This is a genomic window from Aeromonas sp. R9-2, from assembly GCF_040908025.1.
Taxonomy (GTDB): domain Bacteria; phylum Pseudomonadota; class Gammaproteobacteria; order Enterobacterales; family Aeromonadaceae; genus Aeromonas; species Aeromonas veronii.
The window spans coordinates 327,002-343,829 of record NZ_JBFOCX010000020.1; the positions used below are offsets into that span (position 1 = coordinate 327,002).

The 16,828-nt window shown below is 58.4% G+C and carries 19 protein-coding genes; 6 read left to right on the forward strand and 13 right to left on the reverse strand.

From position 1 onward, the window contains the following. Nucleotides 1-141 precede the first annotated feature (141 nt). Genes AB5Y71_RS07545 through AB5Y71_RS07555 form a run of 3 tightly spaced genes read left to right on the forward strand, consistent with a single transcriptional unit; the run spans nt 142 to nt 4,437 of the window. Nucleotides 142-1,929 carry an assimilatory sulfite reductase (NADPH) flavoprotein subunit gene (locus AB5Y71_RS07545; protein ID WP_368171310.1) on the forward strand — a complete coding sequence of 596 codons (1,788 nt, stop codon included), beginning with the start codon at nt 142-144 and terminating at the stop codon, nt 1,927-1,929. After that, complete coding sequence (cysI, locus tag AB5Y71_RS07550; RefSeq protein ID WP_120415549.1) at nt 1,929-3,653, forward strand: assimilatory sulfite reductase (NADPH) hemoprotein subunit; 1,725 nt, start codon at nt 1,929-1,931, stop codon at nt 3,651-3,653. Before AB5Y71_RS07545 ends, cysI begins: the two co-directional genes overlap by 1 nt. Then, nucleotides 3,643-4,437, forward strand: coding sequence for a phosphoadenylyl-sulfate reductase (locus tag AB5Y71_RS07555; RefSeq protein WP_120415548.1), 795 nt, complete (start codon nt 3,643-3,645; stop codon nt 4,435-4,437). The genes cysI and AB5Y71_RS07555 overlap by 11 nt, the downstream gene beginning before the upstream one ends. A 79-nt stretch (nt 4,438-4,516) precedes the next feature. Here the strand turns inward: AB5Y71_RS07555 and folA are convergent, their stop codons facing one another. The 5 genes from folA to AB5Y71_RS07580 all read right to left on the reverse strand — a co-directional run bounded on the left by folA (nt 4,517) and on the right by AB5Y71_RS07580 (nt 6,987). Further along, nucleotides 4,517-5,008 carry a type 3 dihydrofolate reductase gene (gene folA / locus AB5Y71_RS07560; RefSeq protein ID WP_041235107.1) on the reverse strand — a complete coding sequence of 164 codons (492 nt, stop codon included), beginning with the start codon at nt 5,006-5,008 and terminating at the stop codon, nt 4,517-4,519. 24 nt (nt 5,009-5,032) lie between these two features. Further along, entirely contained in the window at nt 5,033-5,500 is a 468-nt protein-coding gene (locus tag AB5Y71_RS07565; protein WP_026035076.1) for a threonine/serine exporter family protein, read from the reverse strand. Further along, nucleotides 5,497-5,622, reverse strand: coding sequence for a hypothetical protein (locus AB5Y71_RS07570; protein WP_005335209.1), 126 nt, complete (start codon nt 5,620-5,622; stop codon nt 5,497-5,499). Before AB5Y71_RS07570 ends, AB5Y71_RS07565 begins: the two co-directional genes overlap by 4 nt. Continuing rightward, nucleotides 5,619-6,416 carry a threonine/serine exporter family protein gene (locus AB5Y71_RS07575; RefSeq protein WP_005348133.1) on the reverse strand — a complete coding sequence of 266 codons (798 nt, stop codon included), beginning with the start codon at nt 6,414-6,416 and terminating at the stop codon, nt 5,619-5,621. The genes AB5Y71_RS07570 and AB5Y71_RS07575 overlap by 4 nt, the downstream gene beginning before the upstream one ends. A 235-nt stretch (nt 6,417-6,651) precedes the next feature. Further along, nucleotides 6,652-6,987 (reverse strand): DUF3135 domain-containing protein, encoded by a 336-nt coding sequence (locus tag AB5Y71_RS07580; protein WP_005335213.1) that lies wholly within the window; start codon nt 6,985-6,987, stop codon nt 6,652-6,654. 393 nt (nt 6,988-7,380) lie between these two features. On the opposite strand from AB5Y71_RS07580, the gene mog reads away from it, so the two are divergent. Next, on the forward strand, nt 7,381-7,911 hold the full coding sequence (gene mog / locus AB5Y71_RS07585) for a molybdopterin adenylyltransferase (RefSeq protein ID WP_120415546.1): 531 nt from the start codon (nt 7,381-7,383) through the stop codon (nt 7,909-7,911). 83 nt (nt 7,912-7,994) lie between these two features. Here the strand turns inward: mog and AB5Y71_RS07590 are convergent, their stop codons facing one another. The 6 genes from AB5Y71_RS07590 to trmB all read right to left on the reverse strand — a co-directional run bounded on the left by AB5Y71_RS07590 (nt 7,995) and on the right by trmB (nt 12,447). Continuing rightward, entirely contained in the window at nt 7,995-8,396 is a 402-nt protein-coding gene (locus tag AB5Y71_RS07590; protein ID WP_040066783.1) for a DUF2541 family protein, read from the reverse strand. 167 nt (nt 8,397-8,563) lie between these two features. Then, entirely contained in the window at nt 8,564-8,773 is a 210-nt protein-coding gene (locus AB5Y71_RS07595) for a YgdI/YgdR family lipoprotein (protein WP_005335219.1), read from the reverse strand. 211 nt (nt 8,774-8,984) lie between these two features. Next, nucleotides 8,985-10,280, reverse strand: a complete 1,296-nt coding sequence (locus AB5Y71_RS07600; RefSeq protein ID WP_368171311.1) for a sulfurtransferase — start codon at nt 10,278-10,280, stop codon at nt 8,985-8,987. Nucleotides 10,281-10,309: 29 nt separating this feature from the next. Further along, on the reverse strand, nt 10,310-11,230 hold the full coding sequence (gene glsB / locus AB5Y71_RS07605; RefSeq protein WP_005348151.1) for a glutaminase B: 921 nt from the start codon (nt 11,228-11,230) through the stop codon (nt 10,310-10,312). Between the two features lie 122 nt (nt 11,231-11,352). Then, a complete protein-coding gene (locus tag AB5Y71_RS07610) occupies nt 11,353-11,685 on the reverse strand; it encodes a YggL family protein (protein ID WP_005348158.1) in 333 nt (110 codons plus the stop codon). A gap of 48 nt (nt 11,686-11,733) precedes the next feature. Beyond that, nucleotides 11,734-12,447: a tRNA (guanosine(46)-N7)-methyltransferase TrmB gene (trmB, locus tag AB5Y71_RS07615; protein WP_005335228.1), complete on the reverse strand. Its 714-nt coding sequence runs from the start codon at nt 12,445-12,447 to the stop codon at nt 11,734-11,736. A gap of 349 nt (nt 12,448-12,796) precedes the next feature. Between trmB and AB5Y71_RS07620 the strand changes: the two genes are divergently transcribed. After that, a complete protein-coding gene (locus AB5Y71_RS07620; protein WP_120415545.1) occupies nt 12,797-13,978 on the forward strand; it encodes a PLP-dependent aminotransferase family protein in 1,182 nt (393 codons plus the stop codon). A 73-nt stretch (nt 13,979-14,051) separates the two neighbouring features. On the opposite strand, the gene AB5Y71_RS07625 is transcribed toward AB5Y71_RS07620, so the two are convergent. Together AB5Y71_RS07625 and AB5Y71_RS07630 are read right to left on the reverse strand one after the other, a co-directional pair. Further along, the gene (locus AB5Y71_RS07625) at nt 14,052-15,350 is read right to left on the reverse strand and encodes an EAL domain-containing protein (protein WP_368171342.1); all 1,299 of its coding nucleotides are present in this window, start codon (nt 15,348-15,350) and stop codon (nt 14,052-14,054) included. After that, nucleotides 15,275-15,661 (reverse strand): hypothetical protein, encoded by a 387-nt coding sequence (locus AB5Y71_RS07630; RefSeq protein WP_368171312.1) that lies wholly within the window; start codon nt 15,659-15,661, stop codon nt 15,275-15,277. Before AB5Y71_RS07630 ends, AB5Y71_RS07625 begins: the two co-directional genes overlap by 76 nt. A 172-nt stretch (nt 15,662-15,833) precedes the next feature. Between AB5Y71_RS07630 and AB5Y71_RS07635 the strand changes: the two genes are divergently transcribed. Continuing rightward, on the forward strand, nt 15,834-16,739 hold the full coding sequence (locus AB5Y71_RS07635; protein ID WP_201942380.1) for a TIGR01777 family oxidoreductase: 906 nt from the start codon (nt 15,834-15,836) through the stop codon (nt 16,737-16,739). Nucleotides 16,740-16,828 lie beyond the last annotated feature (89 nt).

Sequence of the window (16,828 nt, forward strand, 5' to 3'; positions counted from 1 at the left end):
AGCGGGGCGTTTTTCTATCTCCTTTACCGCCAAATCACTTTATAAATTCAATAATGGAATAAAGAAGATATTTTTATTCTTTGTTGTTATCCAACACGCCCTTTAATCTGGCCAAAAATCAGACCATGGAAGACGCGTGTGATGCAATTGAAGGATTCCCCATTCAACCTTTCCCCCCTCTCTGACGAGCAGCAACGTCAGCTGGGTCAGGTACTCTCGACCCTCAATACCCAGCAACTGGCCTGGGTGAGCGGTTATCTCTACGGCCTCTCCCAGACCGGTCACCAAGGCGTTGCAGCCAGCGTCGCCGTGGCTGCGCCCAGCGGCAGCCTGACCATTCTCTACGGCTCCCAGACAGGCAACGCCAAAGGGGTCGCCAGTGCCATCAAGGCGCAGGCCGAGGCCCGCGGCCTCCCCGTCACCCTAGCGTCGATGGCCGACTACAAACCCAAGCAGCTCAAGAAAGAGAGCCACCTGCTGGTGGTAGTGAGCACTTACGGGGAGGGTGAACCACCTGAAAGCGCCGTCGATCTGTTCGAGCAACTTAAAAAAGGCAAGATTGGCAAGCTGGACGGGCTCAAGTTCGCGGTACTGGGGCTGGGTGACAGCTCCTACGAATTTTTCTGCCAGACCGGCAAAGATTTTGACAACTTCCTCGCCACCGCTGGGGCCGAGCGCATTTATGAGCTCGCCAGCCTCGATGTGGATTATCAGGATGCAGCCAAGAGCTGGAGCGAACAGGCACTCAATGCCATTGCAGCGATGCTCTCTATCGGTGCTGCCAGCAGCGTAGCCAGCGCGGTGCAGCAGGCGGTTGGCCACAGCCAGTACAGCAAGGAGAATCCCTTCCCTGCCCGCCTGTCGGTCAATCAGAAGATCACTGGCCGGGATTCCACCAAGGATATCCGCCATATCGAGATCAATCTGGCAGACTCCGGCCTCACCTATCAACCGGGTGATGCCCTCGGCGTCTGGTTCGACAACGATGCAGAACTGGTTAATGAAGTGCTAGCCCTGACCGGCCTCTCCGGCGATGAAGCCACGGCCCACGGCTCCCTGCGCGCCGCATTGTCCAGCCACTTCGAACTGACCCGGCTGCACGGTGGCTTTATCACAGGACTCGCTGACATATCGGAGAACGCGGCGCTGAAAGACTTGGCCGGTGACAAGGCCCAGGTCAATGCACTGGTGGCCTCCGCTCAGGTGGTGGATGTGCTGAAACGCTTCCCGACCGCCCTCACGACCGAGCAGCTGATCGGGTTGCTACGTCCCCTCACCCCGCGCCTCTACTCCATCGCCTCCGCCCAGAGCGAAGTGGAAGAGGAGGTACACCTGACCGTCGGCGTGGTGCGCTACCCACAGGAAGATGGCACAGTGCGCTCTGGCGCAGCCTCCTCCTATCTGGCGGATCGGCTGATTGAGGATGGCGAGGTACGGGTATTCGTCGAGCACAACGACAACTTCCGCCTGCCTGCCAACCCGGATACCCCCGTCATCATGGTGGGTCCGGGCACCGGCATCGCCCCGTTCCGCGCCTTTATGCAGGAGCGGGAAGCTCAGGGCGCGGAAGGCAAGAACTGGCTCTTCTTCGGCAACCCCCACTTTACCCAGGATTTCCTCTATCAGGTGGAGTGGCAACGTTATGTGAAATCGGGACTGCTGTCGAAGATCTCGCTAGCCTTCAGCCGGGATCAGGCCAACAAGATCTATGTGCAGGATCGTCTGCGCGAAGCGGGCAAGGAGCTCTACCAGTGGCTGGAAGCAGGCGCTCACTTCTATGTGTGTGGTGACGCCAACAAGATGGCCAAGGATGTGCAGGAGGCCCTGCTGGATATAATTGCCGAACACGGTCACAAGAGCCGTGAGGAAGCAGAAGAGTATTTGAGCGAATTGCGTCGTGCCAAACGTTATCAAAGGGATGTCTATTGATGAGCAAACAACCTCTTTCTCACCCAAAAGCGGGACCGGTCGAAGGGCCGCTGGCCGACAACGAGCGCCTCAAGCGCGAGAGCAACTTCCTGCGCGGCACCATAGAGCAGGATCTGCAGGATCCGCTCACCGGCGGCTTCAACGGCGACAACTTCCAGCTGATCCGCTTTCACGGCATGTATCAGCAGGATGACCGCGACATCCGCCCGGAGCGCGCCGCCCAGAAGCTGGAACCGCTGCACAACGTCATGCTGCGTGCCCGCCTGCCGGGTGGGATCATCACCCCGGCCCAGTGGCAGATCATCGACAAGTTCGCCGAAGAGCACAGCCTCTACGGCAGCATCCGCCTGACCACCCGTCAGACCTTCCAGTTCCACGGGGTATTGAAGCGCGACATCAAGCTGATGCACCAGACCCTTCACAGCACCGGCATCGACTCCATCGCCACCGCCGGCGACGTGAACCGCAACGTGCTCTGCACCAGCAACCCGGTGGAGTCCGAGCTGCATCAGGAAGCCTACGAGTGGGCCAAGAAGATCTCCGAGCACCTGCTGCCCAAGACCCGCGCCTACGTGGAAATCTGGCTGGACGGTGAAAAACTGGGGCAGGATGAAGAGCCGATCCTGGGTTCCAACTACCTGCCGCGCAAATTCAAGACCACTGTGGTGATCCCGCCCCACAACGACGTGGATATCCACGCCAACGATCTCAACTTCGTGGCGATTGCCGAACACGGCAAGCTGGTAGGCTTCAACGTGCTGGTGGGCGGCGGCCTGGCCATGACCCACGGCGACACCAGCACCTACCCGCGCAAGGCGAGCGACTTTGGCTTTATTCCGCTCTCTCACGTGCTGGAGGTGGCGGCCGCCGTCGTCAGCACCCAGCGCGACTGGGGTAACCGGGTTAACCGCAAGAACGCCAAGACCAAGTACACCCTAGAGCGTGTCGGCGTCGAAGCGTTCAAGGCCGAGGTGGAGAGCCGCGCTGGCATCCAGTTCGGACCGGTTCGCCCCTATGAGTTCACCAGCCGTGGCGATCGCTTCGGTTGGGTCGAGGGGATCGACGGCAAGCATCACCTCACCCTGTTTATCGAGAATGGCCGCCTGCTGGACTTCCCGGGCAAGCCGCTCAAAACCGGCATGCTGGAGATCGCCAAGGTGCATCAGGGGGATTTTCGCCTGACCGCCAACCAGAACCTCATCATCGCGGGCGTGCCTGCCGGCGAGAAGGCCCGCATCGAAGCCCTGGCGCGCCAGTACGGCCTGCTGGATGACGGCGTGAGCGAGCAGCGCAAGCAATCCATGGCTTGTGTGGCCCTGCCCACCTGCCCGCTGGCGATGGCCGAGGCGGAGCGCATGCTGCCAGCGTTTGTCACCGACATCGAGAGCTTACTCACCAAACATGGGCTGGCGGATGACGCCATCATCTTCCGGGTCACTGGCTGCCCCAACGGCTGCGGCCGCGCTATGCTGGCGGAAGTGGGTCTGGTGGGCAAGGCGCCGGGCCGCTACAACCTGCATCTGGGGGGAAATCTGGAGGGGACCCGCATTCCGCGCCTCTATCAGGAGAACATCACCGAGCCGCAGATTTTGGCCGAACTCGACGTCCTTATCGGCCGCTGGGCCAAAGATCGCCACGCTGGCGAGTGCTTCGGTGACTTCGTCATTCGCGCCGGCATCATAGCCCCGGTCATCGACTCCGCGAGGGACTTCTATGCCGCTTAATCAGCCGCTTAATGTCACTGAAGATGGCCGCCTTGACCTGCAGGCGCTGCTGGCCCTCGGCCGTGAGGAGCAAGTCGAGGCGCTGGCGCCCCTCAACCAGGAGCTGGATACCATGAGTGCCCCCGAGCGGGTGCGCTGGGCCCTGGCAAATCTGCCGGGGGAGCATGTGCTCTCCTCCAGTTTCGGTATTCAGGCGGCGCTGATGCTCCATCTGGTAAGTCGCGAACGGGCCGACGTGCCCGTGGTGCTTACCGATACCGGTTATCTCTTCCCCGAGACCTACCGTTTCATCGACGAGCTGACCGAGCGCCTCGCACTCAACCTGAAGATCTATCGGGCCGAGTTGTCACCGGCCTGGCAGGAGGCGCGATTTGGCCTCCTGTGGGAGCAGGGGGTAGAGGGGATCACCCGCTACAACCAGCTCAACAAGGTGGAGCCGATGGACCGCGCCCTGCGGGAGCTGGGGGCCCAGACCTGGTTCTCCGGCCTGCGCCGGGAGCAGTCCGGCAGCCGTGGCAAGCTGCCGGTGCTGGGCATCCAGCGCGGCCGCTTCAAGTTCCTTCCGGTGATCGACTGGAACAACAAGGACGTCTTCTACTACTTCAAAGAGTTCGACCTCCCCTACCATCCGCTGTGGGAGCAGGGCTACCTGTCGGTGGGCGATGTCCACACCACCGCCAAGTGGGAACCGGGCATGAGCGAGGAGCAGACCCGCTTCTTCGGCCTCAAGCGCGAGTGCGGTTTGCACGAGGAAAATGGCGAGAACGACGGCTCAGGCATCTAATCACGTCTTGAAAACCCAACAGAACAACAAGGGCATCCGAAGATGCCCTTGTTGTTATTTGCCCATTAGCATTCGCCCGTCAGCGGCGCAGCCAGGTCTCAAAGCTATAGGGGTGCGGGTTCTTCTCATCGGCAGGGTGGCTCTCGCAATCAACGCGTTGCCACTGACCATCGTCAAAAGCAGGGAAGCGGGTATCCCCCTCCACCGCCAGATCGATGCGGGTCAGGTAGAGACAATCCGCGCTCGGCAACATCTCGGCATAGAGATGACCACCACCGATCACCATCAACTCCTCCACCGAGCTGCCTGCCAACAGCGCCAGCGCCGCCTCGACGGAGCCCACCACCTCAATGCCCTCAGCCTGATAGTCGGGATTGCGGCTGATCACCAGATTGCGCCGTCCGGGCAGCGGTCGACCGATGGATTCGAAGGTCTTGCGCCCCATCAATACCGGTTTACCGAGGGTGACACGCTTGAAGTGGGCCAAGTCAGCAGGCATATGCCAAGGCATCAGGTTATTCTTGCCGATCACCTGCTTTTTCGCGAGGGCAGCAATCATAGAAATCTTCACGGTATCAGTATCTCACTTCACCATTCATATAATGGGGCGGTTACGATACACGACCAGAGACGGAATAGCCAAACCGAAACTGAGGGCACCGACGATAAACAGCGCCTTGAGGCCGTTCTCCACCGCACTCTGGATCAACTCCATGGTCACGCCGTTGATATTGAGCTCTACCACCGCAATCATGGTCTTGAACGCATAACTGCCCGGGATCATCGGAATGATGGAGGCAACGCTGAACACCGGACGCGGCGCCAGCAGACGGCGAGACCAGTAGACGCAGACAAAGCCGACCGTGGTAGCCGCCGCCAGCGTCGCCCACTCGATGGGCATGCCATAGTGGATCAGCAGGGTACGCAGGCTGTGGGCCAGCGCGCCGCCCATGGCGCAATACTTCAGCATCCGTGGCGGCACGTTGAACAGCATGGCAAACCCCACCGCCGGGATGGAGGACCAGAAGGCATCCTTGGCCAGTAGCCAGAGCAAATCCATCATACTTTCCACCCCCAGATCCCCGTGACCGACATGGCGAGAATGATGCCGGTATTGATCCGTGCGCTGATGGTGAGCAGGGCAACCCCGTTCCCGCTGGCCGATACAGAGTCGACAGCCTTCATACCTTCCACCCCCAGATCCCGGTGACCGACATGGCCAAAATGATACCTATGGCGGCGCTAATGGTCAGCAGGGTCGCAGTCCCCCAGCGGGCCAGCCCCATGTTGAAGTAGCCCTTAACCATGTCGGAGACCGCATTGATCAGCGGAAAGCCCGGCACCAGCAGCAGCACGCTAGCCGCCATGGCGAGATAGGGCTGGTCACCCCAGTTAAAAAAGGTGGCGCTGGAGGAGAGCAAGGTGGCAATAAAGCCGGTGGCGGCAAAGTTGATGAGCGGGCTATGGTGATGGCGGGCCATCAGCTGGCGCACCCGCATCGCCACGGCAGACGAGAAACAGGTCACCAGGAAGATGGGCCAGTCACCGCCAAACAGCAGGCTAAAGGCACCACAGGAGAGCCCCACCATGGGGACCACCAACCAGGGGTGATAGTGGAAAGGGACGATGGCTTCGAGGCGCTGGCGCACTTCACGGGCACCGATCAGCTCTTTTTCCGCCATGATGCAGATCCGCTGGATCTCGCACACCACCTGCATGTTGATGCCATGTTCGCGCACCCGCCGGGTAGTGGTAACACAGCCCCCCTGATAGAGACTGGTGAGCACGATGGCACTGGAAGAGATGGCCATCTCAACACTCTCCAGCCCCAGCGCCATCCCCAACCGCACCGTGGTCTGCTCGATGATCCGGCTCTCCGCCCCGAACTGGGCCAACATCTGACCCACCTTGACGATAATGCGGGTGATCTCTGTCTGTTGCTCCCGCGACAACACCCGTCTTGGTGTGATACTTCTCATAATCCCTTCGAGTCGTAGCAATAAAAATTTCGGCCATATTAGCCTAACTTTTACTGTTATTCATCCACCCCTATCACAACCTGACTAATAAGTTATTACAAGAAGGAGAAAAGAAATTACATCACAAATACATTACGACTAACATTAAAAACCATAACAATCAGGTCGCCAGCAATTCCCTTTATCATGGCCTCACCGATTTGGCTGAAATATCAACCAAGGGGGTTATTGCAGATTATTTGCGACGTTGATAGTCCGCCAGACGGATTATTTTACCACTGCCATCGCTTTCAGGCGGAGGGTCCCCCTCTTCTCTGAACTGACTCATTTCGCTGCGCATCAAATAAAAAGATTCCCGCATCATGTTGGTAATCCGGATACAGCTATCAAGATTGTTTTTCGCCAGACGGCGCTGACCATCAATCTTGAACTGCAACCCGCGCAGACGGCGCTGCTGATCGGGGCTCGCACGGGCCATCAACTGGTCGATCTGCTGCTCCAGAATCGCATCCAGCCGGGAGGGCTCACTCGCAGCCAACTCCTTCAGGGTGTCAAAATCAGGCAACTCCATATGCCCTCCTTGGCGACTATTGCTGGCAACACACTGCGGTACCACACCATCACGTCCCAGCCATATAAATCTGTATATACGACGCGGCTAAAAAGGGTTCAATCCATCCACTGGCGACTAAACCGGACAATGGTCATTACGAGGGTGTCTATCTATTTTAATTGTGTTTGGAAACAAGCGATTATTTTTAATTCAGGCGAGATAAAACACTTATACATTTTAGGTTGTGATTTTCTGTTTTTTATTGCAAATAAAAATCCGGGTGGCCTTATTTTGCTTCATTCGACACTTTATTCTTCCCTCACCGACCCGCGTCATATCCTGACGGTTTAACATATCTCACTGATTATGTTATTTTAATTGCCACTTTTATCGGACATTCAAGAGCAGACCATGAGCAAGGCAAAAATCGGTATCGTCACCGTCAGCGATCGTGCCAGCGCGGGCATCTATGAAGACCTCTCCGGCAAGGCCATCATCGACACCCTGAACGCCTATCTGACCTCGGAGTGGGAACCTGTCTATCAGGTGATCCCCGATGAGCAGGAGCAGATTGAAGCGACCCTGATCCAGCTGGCGGATGAGGAGCAGTGTTGCCTTATCGTCACCACAGGCGGCACCGGTCCGGCCAAGCGGGATGTCACGCCGGAAGCGACCGAGGCGGTGTGTGATCGCATGATGCCGGGCTTTGGCGAGCTGATGCGGGCCGAATCCCTCAAATTTGTGCCGACTGCCATTCTATCGCGCCAGACTGCCGGGCTGCGCGACGATACCCTGATCGTCAATCTGCCAGGCAAGCCCAAATCAATCCGCGAATGTCTGGATGCAGTCTTCCCCGCCATCCCCTACTGTATCGATTTGATGGAAGGGCCGTATCTCGAGTGCGATGAAACTGTCATCAAGCCGTTTCGGCCGAAAAAATAGCGAACCCGACCATAAAAAATAATGGCGAGCCACGGCTCGCCATTATTTTTAACTCATCTGTCTGCGCAGAAAAACCGCATCAATTATTTGCGGCCGAATACTTTTACGCCCGCTTTGCTGCGCTCTGAATTACCGTACACTTCGATTTTTTTCACACAACGGCGCGAGCCCAGTGATTTCCACTCGGTCTCTTTATCACTGCTCATTTCCCGATCGAAACGAATGGTCTTGGTACGATCACCACCATAGGTCACCACCACCCGATCCAGGGTCAAATCACGCTCCGCCTTCACCTTGATATATTTGGTCTGACGGCAAACCACCAAAGGAATTGTCGCACCATGATCACCGGCTCCCAGCAAAATAGTCCGCCCCAGCGTGAACTGATCGTCACCGGCATGGCTGGCTGACGCCACCACCAGCAAGACACCACCCAGCAAGCTGCGTGCAGAAAAACGGGAATTCCAGATAGACATCAAGGACATAACACCTCCAATAAAAAATGGAGTGTGATGATAAGGGTTAAACCATAACGGAAGCTGTATCACGGCTGAATTTGCTGCGAATGGGCGGGGATTAACAGAGAAAACAGCACTACTTTTCGGCAAAAAGAGAAGAGCCGCAGATAGCGGCCCTTGCGGCAAGAGAGCGCTTAGCGTTCCATGATTTGGGTCACGTCATCTTTCTTGATCATCACCTCACGCCCTTCATGATCGTAATAGCGATACATGCCGGTGCTCTCGTCCAGCTTGGGCTTGCTCTCTGTGGTGATCATCTTGCCATCCTTGGTGCTCATGATGTATTGGGAGCTGCATGCCACCAGCCCCAGGGCGCACACCAGGATCATCATCAGTTTTTTCATTGCGGCCTCTTCTGCGATCATCCTCACCACGAGGATGTTTCTTGAAGCCTAGTTCAATCGCACGGCACGGGATGGCGGGATGGCGGGATGAGCAAAGCGGGATCGCCGTCAATAATCAGCGACTTAGCCTAGTTATCTGGCCGGGTGGCGAGCGCAATGAAAAAGGCCGGACATCTCTGTCCGGCCTCTTCTTTCAAGCGCAAGAACGCAATCATGACTTGGCAGGCTGACGCTCACCGGTCACGGTCAGGTTCTTGGGATCAGAACTCCACTCGTACCAACCGCCGTCGTAGACGCTGATCTGTTTCCAGTCCATCAGCCAGGCGTAGAAGAAGGCCTCGGAGGCGCGCCAGCCGGTACCGCAGTAGAATGCAGCCTGCTGGGTCGGCTCGATATTCCACTGCTCCCACATGGCGAGGATCTCGCGGGCCGGCTTCATGGTGCCGTCCGGGTTGTGGAAGTCGCTCATGCTGTTGGCATCCACCCCGCCGTGACCCCACTTGGCCCCCGGGATATCGCCCTTCGGCTTGATGTAGCTGTAACCTGAGGTGTTGCCGACAAACTCGTCCCAGGTACGCACGCTGACCAGTGCGCTATCGGGCTGCTTGAGCAGCTCTTTCGCCTGACTTAGCGTGGTGTAGTACTCGGGGTGAGCGGGAATGGCCACGCCAAACTCCTTCACCGGCTCATATTTGTTGGGCAGACCGGTTTCGGTGCGCAGATGCTGGATAAACCAGGCATCCAGACCACCGTCCAGCAGGCGTACATCTTCTACCCCCGCATACATCATAAGGTGCGCAGCACGGGCGGCCGCCATGGTGTTGCGACCATAGAGGATGACGGTGGTGTCGTGACGGATGCCGTTATCCAGCAGCAGCTTCTTGAGCGCTTCGTCAGAGACCTTGTTCCACAGCGGCTCCTCTTCGAGGCTGTTGGTATCGATATAACCGGCCCCCGGGATGTGGCTGATGAGGTAGGCCTTGGGTGAACCCCAATCAACTTCAAACAGCTTCCAGTCACCCTTGGGCGCTGCGGCGACCGGCTTGCCCTCTTGCAGATCCGCCAACCAGCGCGGATAGACCAGCTGCTGCCAGCGTGCCAGCGACTCGCGCGGTGCGGCTTGCCACCCTTGCAGCTCGAACAGCTGCTTGATCCCCTGCTTGCGCAGCAGACGGGCCACCTCGGCCACTTCGCGGGACGCACCGTAGAGGGCAACCGGACGATCGGCCTTCAGCCCCTTGATCTCGAGCGCCTTTGGCCACTCTTCATCGCTGTATTTCCACTCGGCAGAGAGGTTCTCGGCGCCCGCCACATGGCCGCCCTGCTTCTCCCCTTCCATCGGCCACCCCTGATAGAAGTAGCTGGCGCGGGTATCCAGGATGACAGCCTGTTTGGCCTTGGCATCGGCCAGCGAGAGCGGTGGCAACTCCCCTGCCACGGCGGGCAGGGCACACCAGAGCAGTAAGGTCGCCAGCGCGGCCTGCAGGAAGCGAAGATGTCGTTTCATGGTGGTTTCTCGATTCATAGTGAACAAGGTTAAAAAATGGAGCGACCCAGCCGCTCGGCCAGCAGCTCCAGCGCCGCCGTGCCCGCCAGCGAGTTGCCGGCTTTGTTGAGCTCGGGCGACCAGACACAGACGCAGAGCTCGCCCGGGATCAGGGCGATGATACCGCCGCCAACACCCGATTTGCCCGGCATGCCGACCCGATAGGCAAAATCGCCCGCCTCGTCATAGAGGCCGCAGGTGGCGAGCAGAGCGTTGACCTGCTTGGTGGTGCGGGCGGGCAGCAGCGGTACGCTCTCACCCAGTGGCACACCACGGTTGGCCAGATAGATGAATGCCCGCGCCAGATCGACGCAGCTCATGCGAATGGCACAGGCATTGAAGTAGCTTTGCAGCACCTTGTCCACTTCGTTTTCGAAGTTGCCGTAGGCCTTCATCAGATAGGCGATGGCGGCGTTGCGGGCAGAGTGCTGATATTCGGAGCGAGCGACCACCTGATCCGCCATAATGGCTGGGTTGCCCGAGAGTCGGCGCACCAGCTCTAGGGTACGCTGACGGGGCGCAGTGAGGCGGGTCTCCAGCAGATCGCTCACCACCAGCGCCCCGGCATTGATAAAGGGGTTGCGGGGGATCCCCTGCTCGAACTCGAGCTGAACCAGCGAGTTGAAGGGCTGGCCGGAGGGCTCCTTGCCGACACGGGCCCAGATCTCCTCCTCCTGATAGAGGGTGAGTGCCAGGGTCAGGCTCAGGGCCTTGGAGATACTCTGGATGGAGAAGGGTTCAAAAGCGTCACCAGCGGTGAACAGCTCCCCCTCGACGGTACAGACTGCGATACCCAGCCGATCGGCCGGTACCTGAGCCAGTGCCGGAATGTAGTCGGCCACCTTGCCTTGTCCCAGCAACGGGCGCACCTCTTCAAGGATGCTGGCCAGTAATTCGGATGACAACACCATAAGCAATAAGCGATTCCATGACTAAAACAGCGGTGGAGATCCCATCCCCACTGACAAAAATCCCGCCAGCGGCGGGATTTTTCAGTTACCCACAACAAGGCGCCAGATGCGGCAGCCTTGTATCAGGCCGGTTCACCGTACCAGAGGTCGAACAGCTCGGTAACGACCACGGCTTCCATCCCCTTGCCTTCCAGCCAGGATTTGACGGCAGCGCGGTCTTCTTCGGTACACTTGCCCAGTTGCTGGGTGCAGATCATCCCTTCCCAGGCCAGGTGACCGGAGCCGGCAAAAGCCAGTTTACGGGGTTCAACAACCTCATCGATCATCGCATCGACTACCGCATCGATGGTCTCTTCGGCAGTGCCGACCGGGAAGTTGAAACTGATGTCGAAACCCATTTCCTGGAATTCATCGACGCGCAGTTTCTTGCGCAGGCGGCGGCTACGATTGGCCATGATAGCTCCTCAAGTTAGTTGATACGCTAGGTGTGTTGACGTGCCAGCTTAGCTGACACGCTTGAAAATCAGATCCCAAACCCCGTGGCCAAGACGGTGGCCACGTTGTTCAAATTTGGTCAGCGGACGCCAGTCCGGACGGGGTACCCAGTTGCCGGTGGCAGAGGTATTCTCGTAACCCTCGGCGGCGCTCATCACTTCCAGCATGTGCTCGGCATAGTTTTCCCAGTCGGTCGCCATGTGGAACACGCCACCGATGGCCAGCTTCTGGCGAATGTCCTGGGCAAATGCAGGCTGTACGATGCGACGCTTGTGGTGACGGCTCTTGTGCCAGGGGTCCGGGAAGAAGAGCTGCAGGCAGGAGAGGGAACCGTTCGGGATCATGTGCTCCAGCACTTCCACCGCATCGTGGCAGATCACCTTCAGATTGGTGACACCCGCTTCCTGAGCGGTACCCAGACAGGCGCCCACGCCCGGGGAGTGCACTTCAATGCCGATGAAGTTCTTCTCGGGGGCATTCTTGGCCATCTCCACCAGAGAGGCGCCCATGCCAAAGCCGATCTCCAGCACCACAGGTGCTTCACGGCCAAACAGCGCGACCAGATCGAGCTGCTTTGGCTCGAAATCGATGCCCATGACCGGCCAGAGCTCTTCCAGGGCCTTCTCCTGCCCTTTGGTCAGGCGGCCTTCGCGACGGACAAAGCTGCGGATCTTGCGCATGAACTTGCCGTCTTCGTTAAATACATCTTGGGTCACAGGCATAATGGTCTCGTTATTTCATCAATCCGGGTAATACATCTTGTGTCCGATCCCGAGCGGGACCGCTCGCGGCTCGGCATTTCATCGACCCGCGAAAACAGGGGAGCGAATTATCCCAAGATAGGCCCAAGGCGCAAGTGTTTCGCGCAACAAATATTCCGGCCATCCACTTCCCTGCTCCCTCACTGGCATCACCATACCGACTAACCGTCCAATATAATCCGCAGCAGAGTCGTTCCAGCCCTTTTTTGGCGATTTTTGTGACAATCATTGCCTCATTTCTGAAATCTGATACAAACGGATAACCTGGCGGTCGAATGGAGCGACCGCCCACATGACGAGAGAATTGTCTATGCAGCCGTTTTTTGCCCAGCGCTTCGAGAAGGTCGAGCCTTCCTTTATCCGTGAAATCCTCAAAGTTGCCGCCAATCCGGAGATCATCTCCTTCGCCGGTGGCCTGCCTAATCCCCACCTGTTTCCGGTCAAGGCGATCGATCAGGCCTGTCAGGATGTGCTGCGAGAGCAAGGGGCTGCCGCCCTGCAATATGCAGCGACCGAGGGCTTCGCCCCGCTGCGCCAATATATTGCCGACCGCTATCTGGCCCGCCACGGCATGCAGGTCAATCCGGACAACATCCTCATCACCAGCGGCTCCCAGCAGGCGCTGGATCTGCTGGGCAAGGTGCTGATCGACGAGGGTCAGGATCTCATCATCGAAGAGCCGGGTTACCTTGGCGCCATTCAGGCCTTTTCTGTCTACCAGCCCACCTTCAAGCCGATCACCCTTGAAGAAGATGGACTGGACCTGGCGGCGCTGGATGCGCTGCTGGCAAGCGGATCCAGTGCCAAGCTGCTCTACGGCGTGCCCAACTTCCAGAACCCGAGCGGTGTCTCCTACAGCCGTGCCAACCGCGAGGCACTGGCCGAGCGACTGGTGCGCCACGAGCTGTTGATGGTGGAAGATGATCCCTACGGCGAGCTGCGTTTCGAAGGGGAGCATCTCCCCCCGATTGCCAAGCTGGCACCAAACAATACCGTGCTGCTCGGCTCCTTCTCCAAAACCGTGGTGCCCGCCTTCCGTCTGGGTTGGATGGTAATGCCGGAGTGGCTGCGCAAGAAGGTGACCATCGCCAAGCAGGCGACCGATCTGCACAGCAACGCCTTCAGCCAGCAGGTGCTGCACCGCTTCCTGACCGACAATTCACTGGATGCCCATCTGGAGAAGATCAAGGAGGTCTATGGCCGCCAGCGCGCCGCCATGGAAGCCGCGCTGGCCCGTCACTGCCCGCCCGGCGTCAGCTACACCCGACCGGAAGGGGGTATGTTCCTCTGGCTGACCCTGCCTTCCCACATCAGTGCCATGGCGCTGTTTGACGAGGCGATCAAGGAGAAGGTGGCCTTCGTACCCGGCGCCCCCTTCTATGTACGCCCCGAGATCAAGAATACCCTGCGCCTGAGCTTCTCCTGCGTCGATGAAGCGACCATTGAAGAGGGGGTCAAACGCTTGGCCCGCGCCCTCCAGCGCATGCTCTGAACTCTCAAGCCAAACGGTATCAACAAAAAACCAGCGAGCGATCGCTGGTTTTTCATGCTCCCCATTCACCCGTTCAGCCAAACAGGGTCTTGCAAAACTGCTTCATCGGGATGGGGCGGCTGTAACGATACCCTTGCAGATAGTCAACGTGGCGCGCCCGCAGGTAGTCCGCCTGCGACTGCTTCTCGACCCCCTCCGCGATCAGGATCAATTCAAGTCGCTTCGCCAGATCAATCACGTTTTCAACGATATGGCTGGAGAGTGCATCCGTGCCGATCATCTCCACAAAGCTCCGGTCAATCTTGATTGCATCGACCTGAAACTGTTGCAGATAGGTGAGACTGGAGTGACCGGTGCCAAAATCATCGATAGAGATCAACACGCCCAGTTTGCGCAATTCGGCAAACATCCGGGCGGTTGTCTCATCGGCCACCAGCAGCTCCCGCTCGGTCAGCTCCAGCCCCAAATCTACGGGATTCTCCTTAAACGCGTCGAGAAAGGCCTTGCAGTCAGCCAACAGGTCGAGATCCTGAAAGTGCTTGGCGCTGATATTGAAGCAAAAATGGAACTTTGCCGGCAACTTGCGGGCATAAGGGGAGAAGTGATCGCGCACCTGCGCCATCAACAGACTGGTCATGGGCACGCTCAGCCCGCTATCTTCCGCCAGCGGAATAAAGCGATCCGGCGAGATCATCCCTTGCTTGGGATGCTGCCAGCGCATCAGCACCTCACAGCCACGCCACTGCTCATCCTCACCGGAGACCACCGGCTGCAGGTAGGGGATAAACTCCTCTTCGATCAACGCCCGCTTGAGCTCCTCCGCTGGTGAGCTGCTACGCCCCATCAGCCTGAAGGTACCGAATCCAATCAGCAGCGCCAGCAACGGAGAGAGGAACAAGGTATATCTGGAGTAGCGCCATGCGTGGCTCCAGTAGTCATGCACCGTGACCCGGGTGACGACCTGATAGGGGAAATCGGCCGAAGCGAGGGCAATATAACCCTCTTCTGTCGGAGAGGGCGCCGCCCCGACCTGACCTGAGCCAAACAGTGCCCTCTGCCCCACCACCAGAGCCATCGGGGAGTTCTTGCTGGAGATCTCCAGGGTATTGCGCAGGTAGTAGCCATCTACACCGATCAGCACACTCCCCTTGTCCGTTTCATGACGCAGCACGATCAAGGGGCGATCCGGTGTGACCTCATTGCCTGGCAGCAGTTGCAGCCTGCCATCCACATAGTTGTTCAGAGTGAAGGGGGCATCGTAGTCACCATAGAGCGAGGTGCAGTAGATGTGGCTGCCTACGGCAGATTGGCGGAACGGACATCGGGCACCGTGGCAACCTGTTCGCGCAGCAGTTGTGCCGCCTCCTTGCAGGAGTGACCAAGCATCCCCTCCACATTGATGGCCGCTTGCCGGGCATGGCCGATGGTGCGATCAAACATCATCCGGGCATGCTGCAACCGTGAATCGGCATCACGCTCTATCTCCGTCACCGTCTGCCAGATAACGGCAACAACCCCCAGCAGCAGGATCCCGCCCCCCATCAGCAGCGCCAACAGAATCCTCGAGTAAAGCTGGCGAAGTTTCAAACGACGAAATGGCATGGCGGCCTCTTTGATGCTCGGATAATGGGTGACAGCCTCGGTGGACAGGCGAAAAGGGTCGCCATAATAGCGATTGTTCAACAAATCTCCACCCAACAAAAATCAATCAATTCAAACTATTGTTCAACAATATGTCGTAAGAAGAGGATAGAGTTAAAACCAGTCGAGTGAATAAAACATGCCAAACTCGTCCACTTGTTGCAGGAGGACGACGCCATTAGAGTAGAGCAAACGGCAGCAGGAGCGTGCAGCGATGAAGATTCTTATAACCGGAGGGACCGGCTTTATCGGCCGCAAGCTGGTTGCCCATCTCAAGGTCAATCACGAGGTCGTGGTATTGAGCAGGCAGGGGAGCCGCGCTTACTCCCTGCTCGGCCACGATATCAAGGTATTGGATAACCTCGACCGGCTTGATGACCTCAATGACGTGGATGCGGTGATCAATCTGGCCGGTGAACCCATCGCTGCCGGACGCTGGAGCGAGTCGCGCAAACAGCTGCTCTGCGATAGCCGGTGGCTACTGACCGAGCAACTGGTCGATCTCATCAAGCTATCCAGCACGCCGCCCAAGGTGCTGATCAACGCCTCCGCCATCGGCTGGTATGGCAGACAGGGCACCGAAACCCTCGACGAGCAGTGCCGCTCTCCCAACGACGAATTCACCCACCAGCTCTGCCAGCAGTGGGAGACCCTGGCGCAGGAGGCCCAGAGCCGCCAGACACGGGTCTGTATCGTGCGGATCGGGCTGGTGCTTGGCATGGATGGCGGCGCCCTACCCAAAATGCTCCCCCCCTACCGACTCGGACTCGGCGGCCCCATGGGATCGGGCAGCCAAATGATGAGCTGGATCCATGTGCAGGATCTGGTACGCGCCATGCTGTTCTTGCTGGATCACGAAGAGTGCAGCGGCATCTTCAACGGTACTGCGCCCCATCCGGTCAGCAACCGGGAGTTCAGCCAGACCCTTGCCACCACGCTGCACCGTCCGCACATCTTCTTCGTCCCGGCGCCGCTGTTGCAACTGGTGATGGGGGAGGCGGCAGATCTGCTGCTGACCGGACAAAAGGTGATACCAGCGCGGCTGCAACAGGCCGGTTTTCACTTCAGCTATCCCGAACTGCCGAGCGCCCTCACCAATCTGCTGCGTGAGCCCCGCTAACTCACACCCGCTCGCTGCGTCTACTCGTCAGCACCTCACATAGCAAGCAGCCCGGCCAATGGCCGGGCTGCTTGTTTATTGTGGCTGCG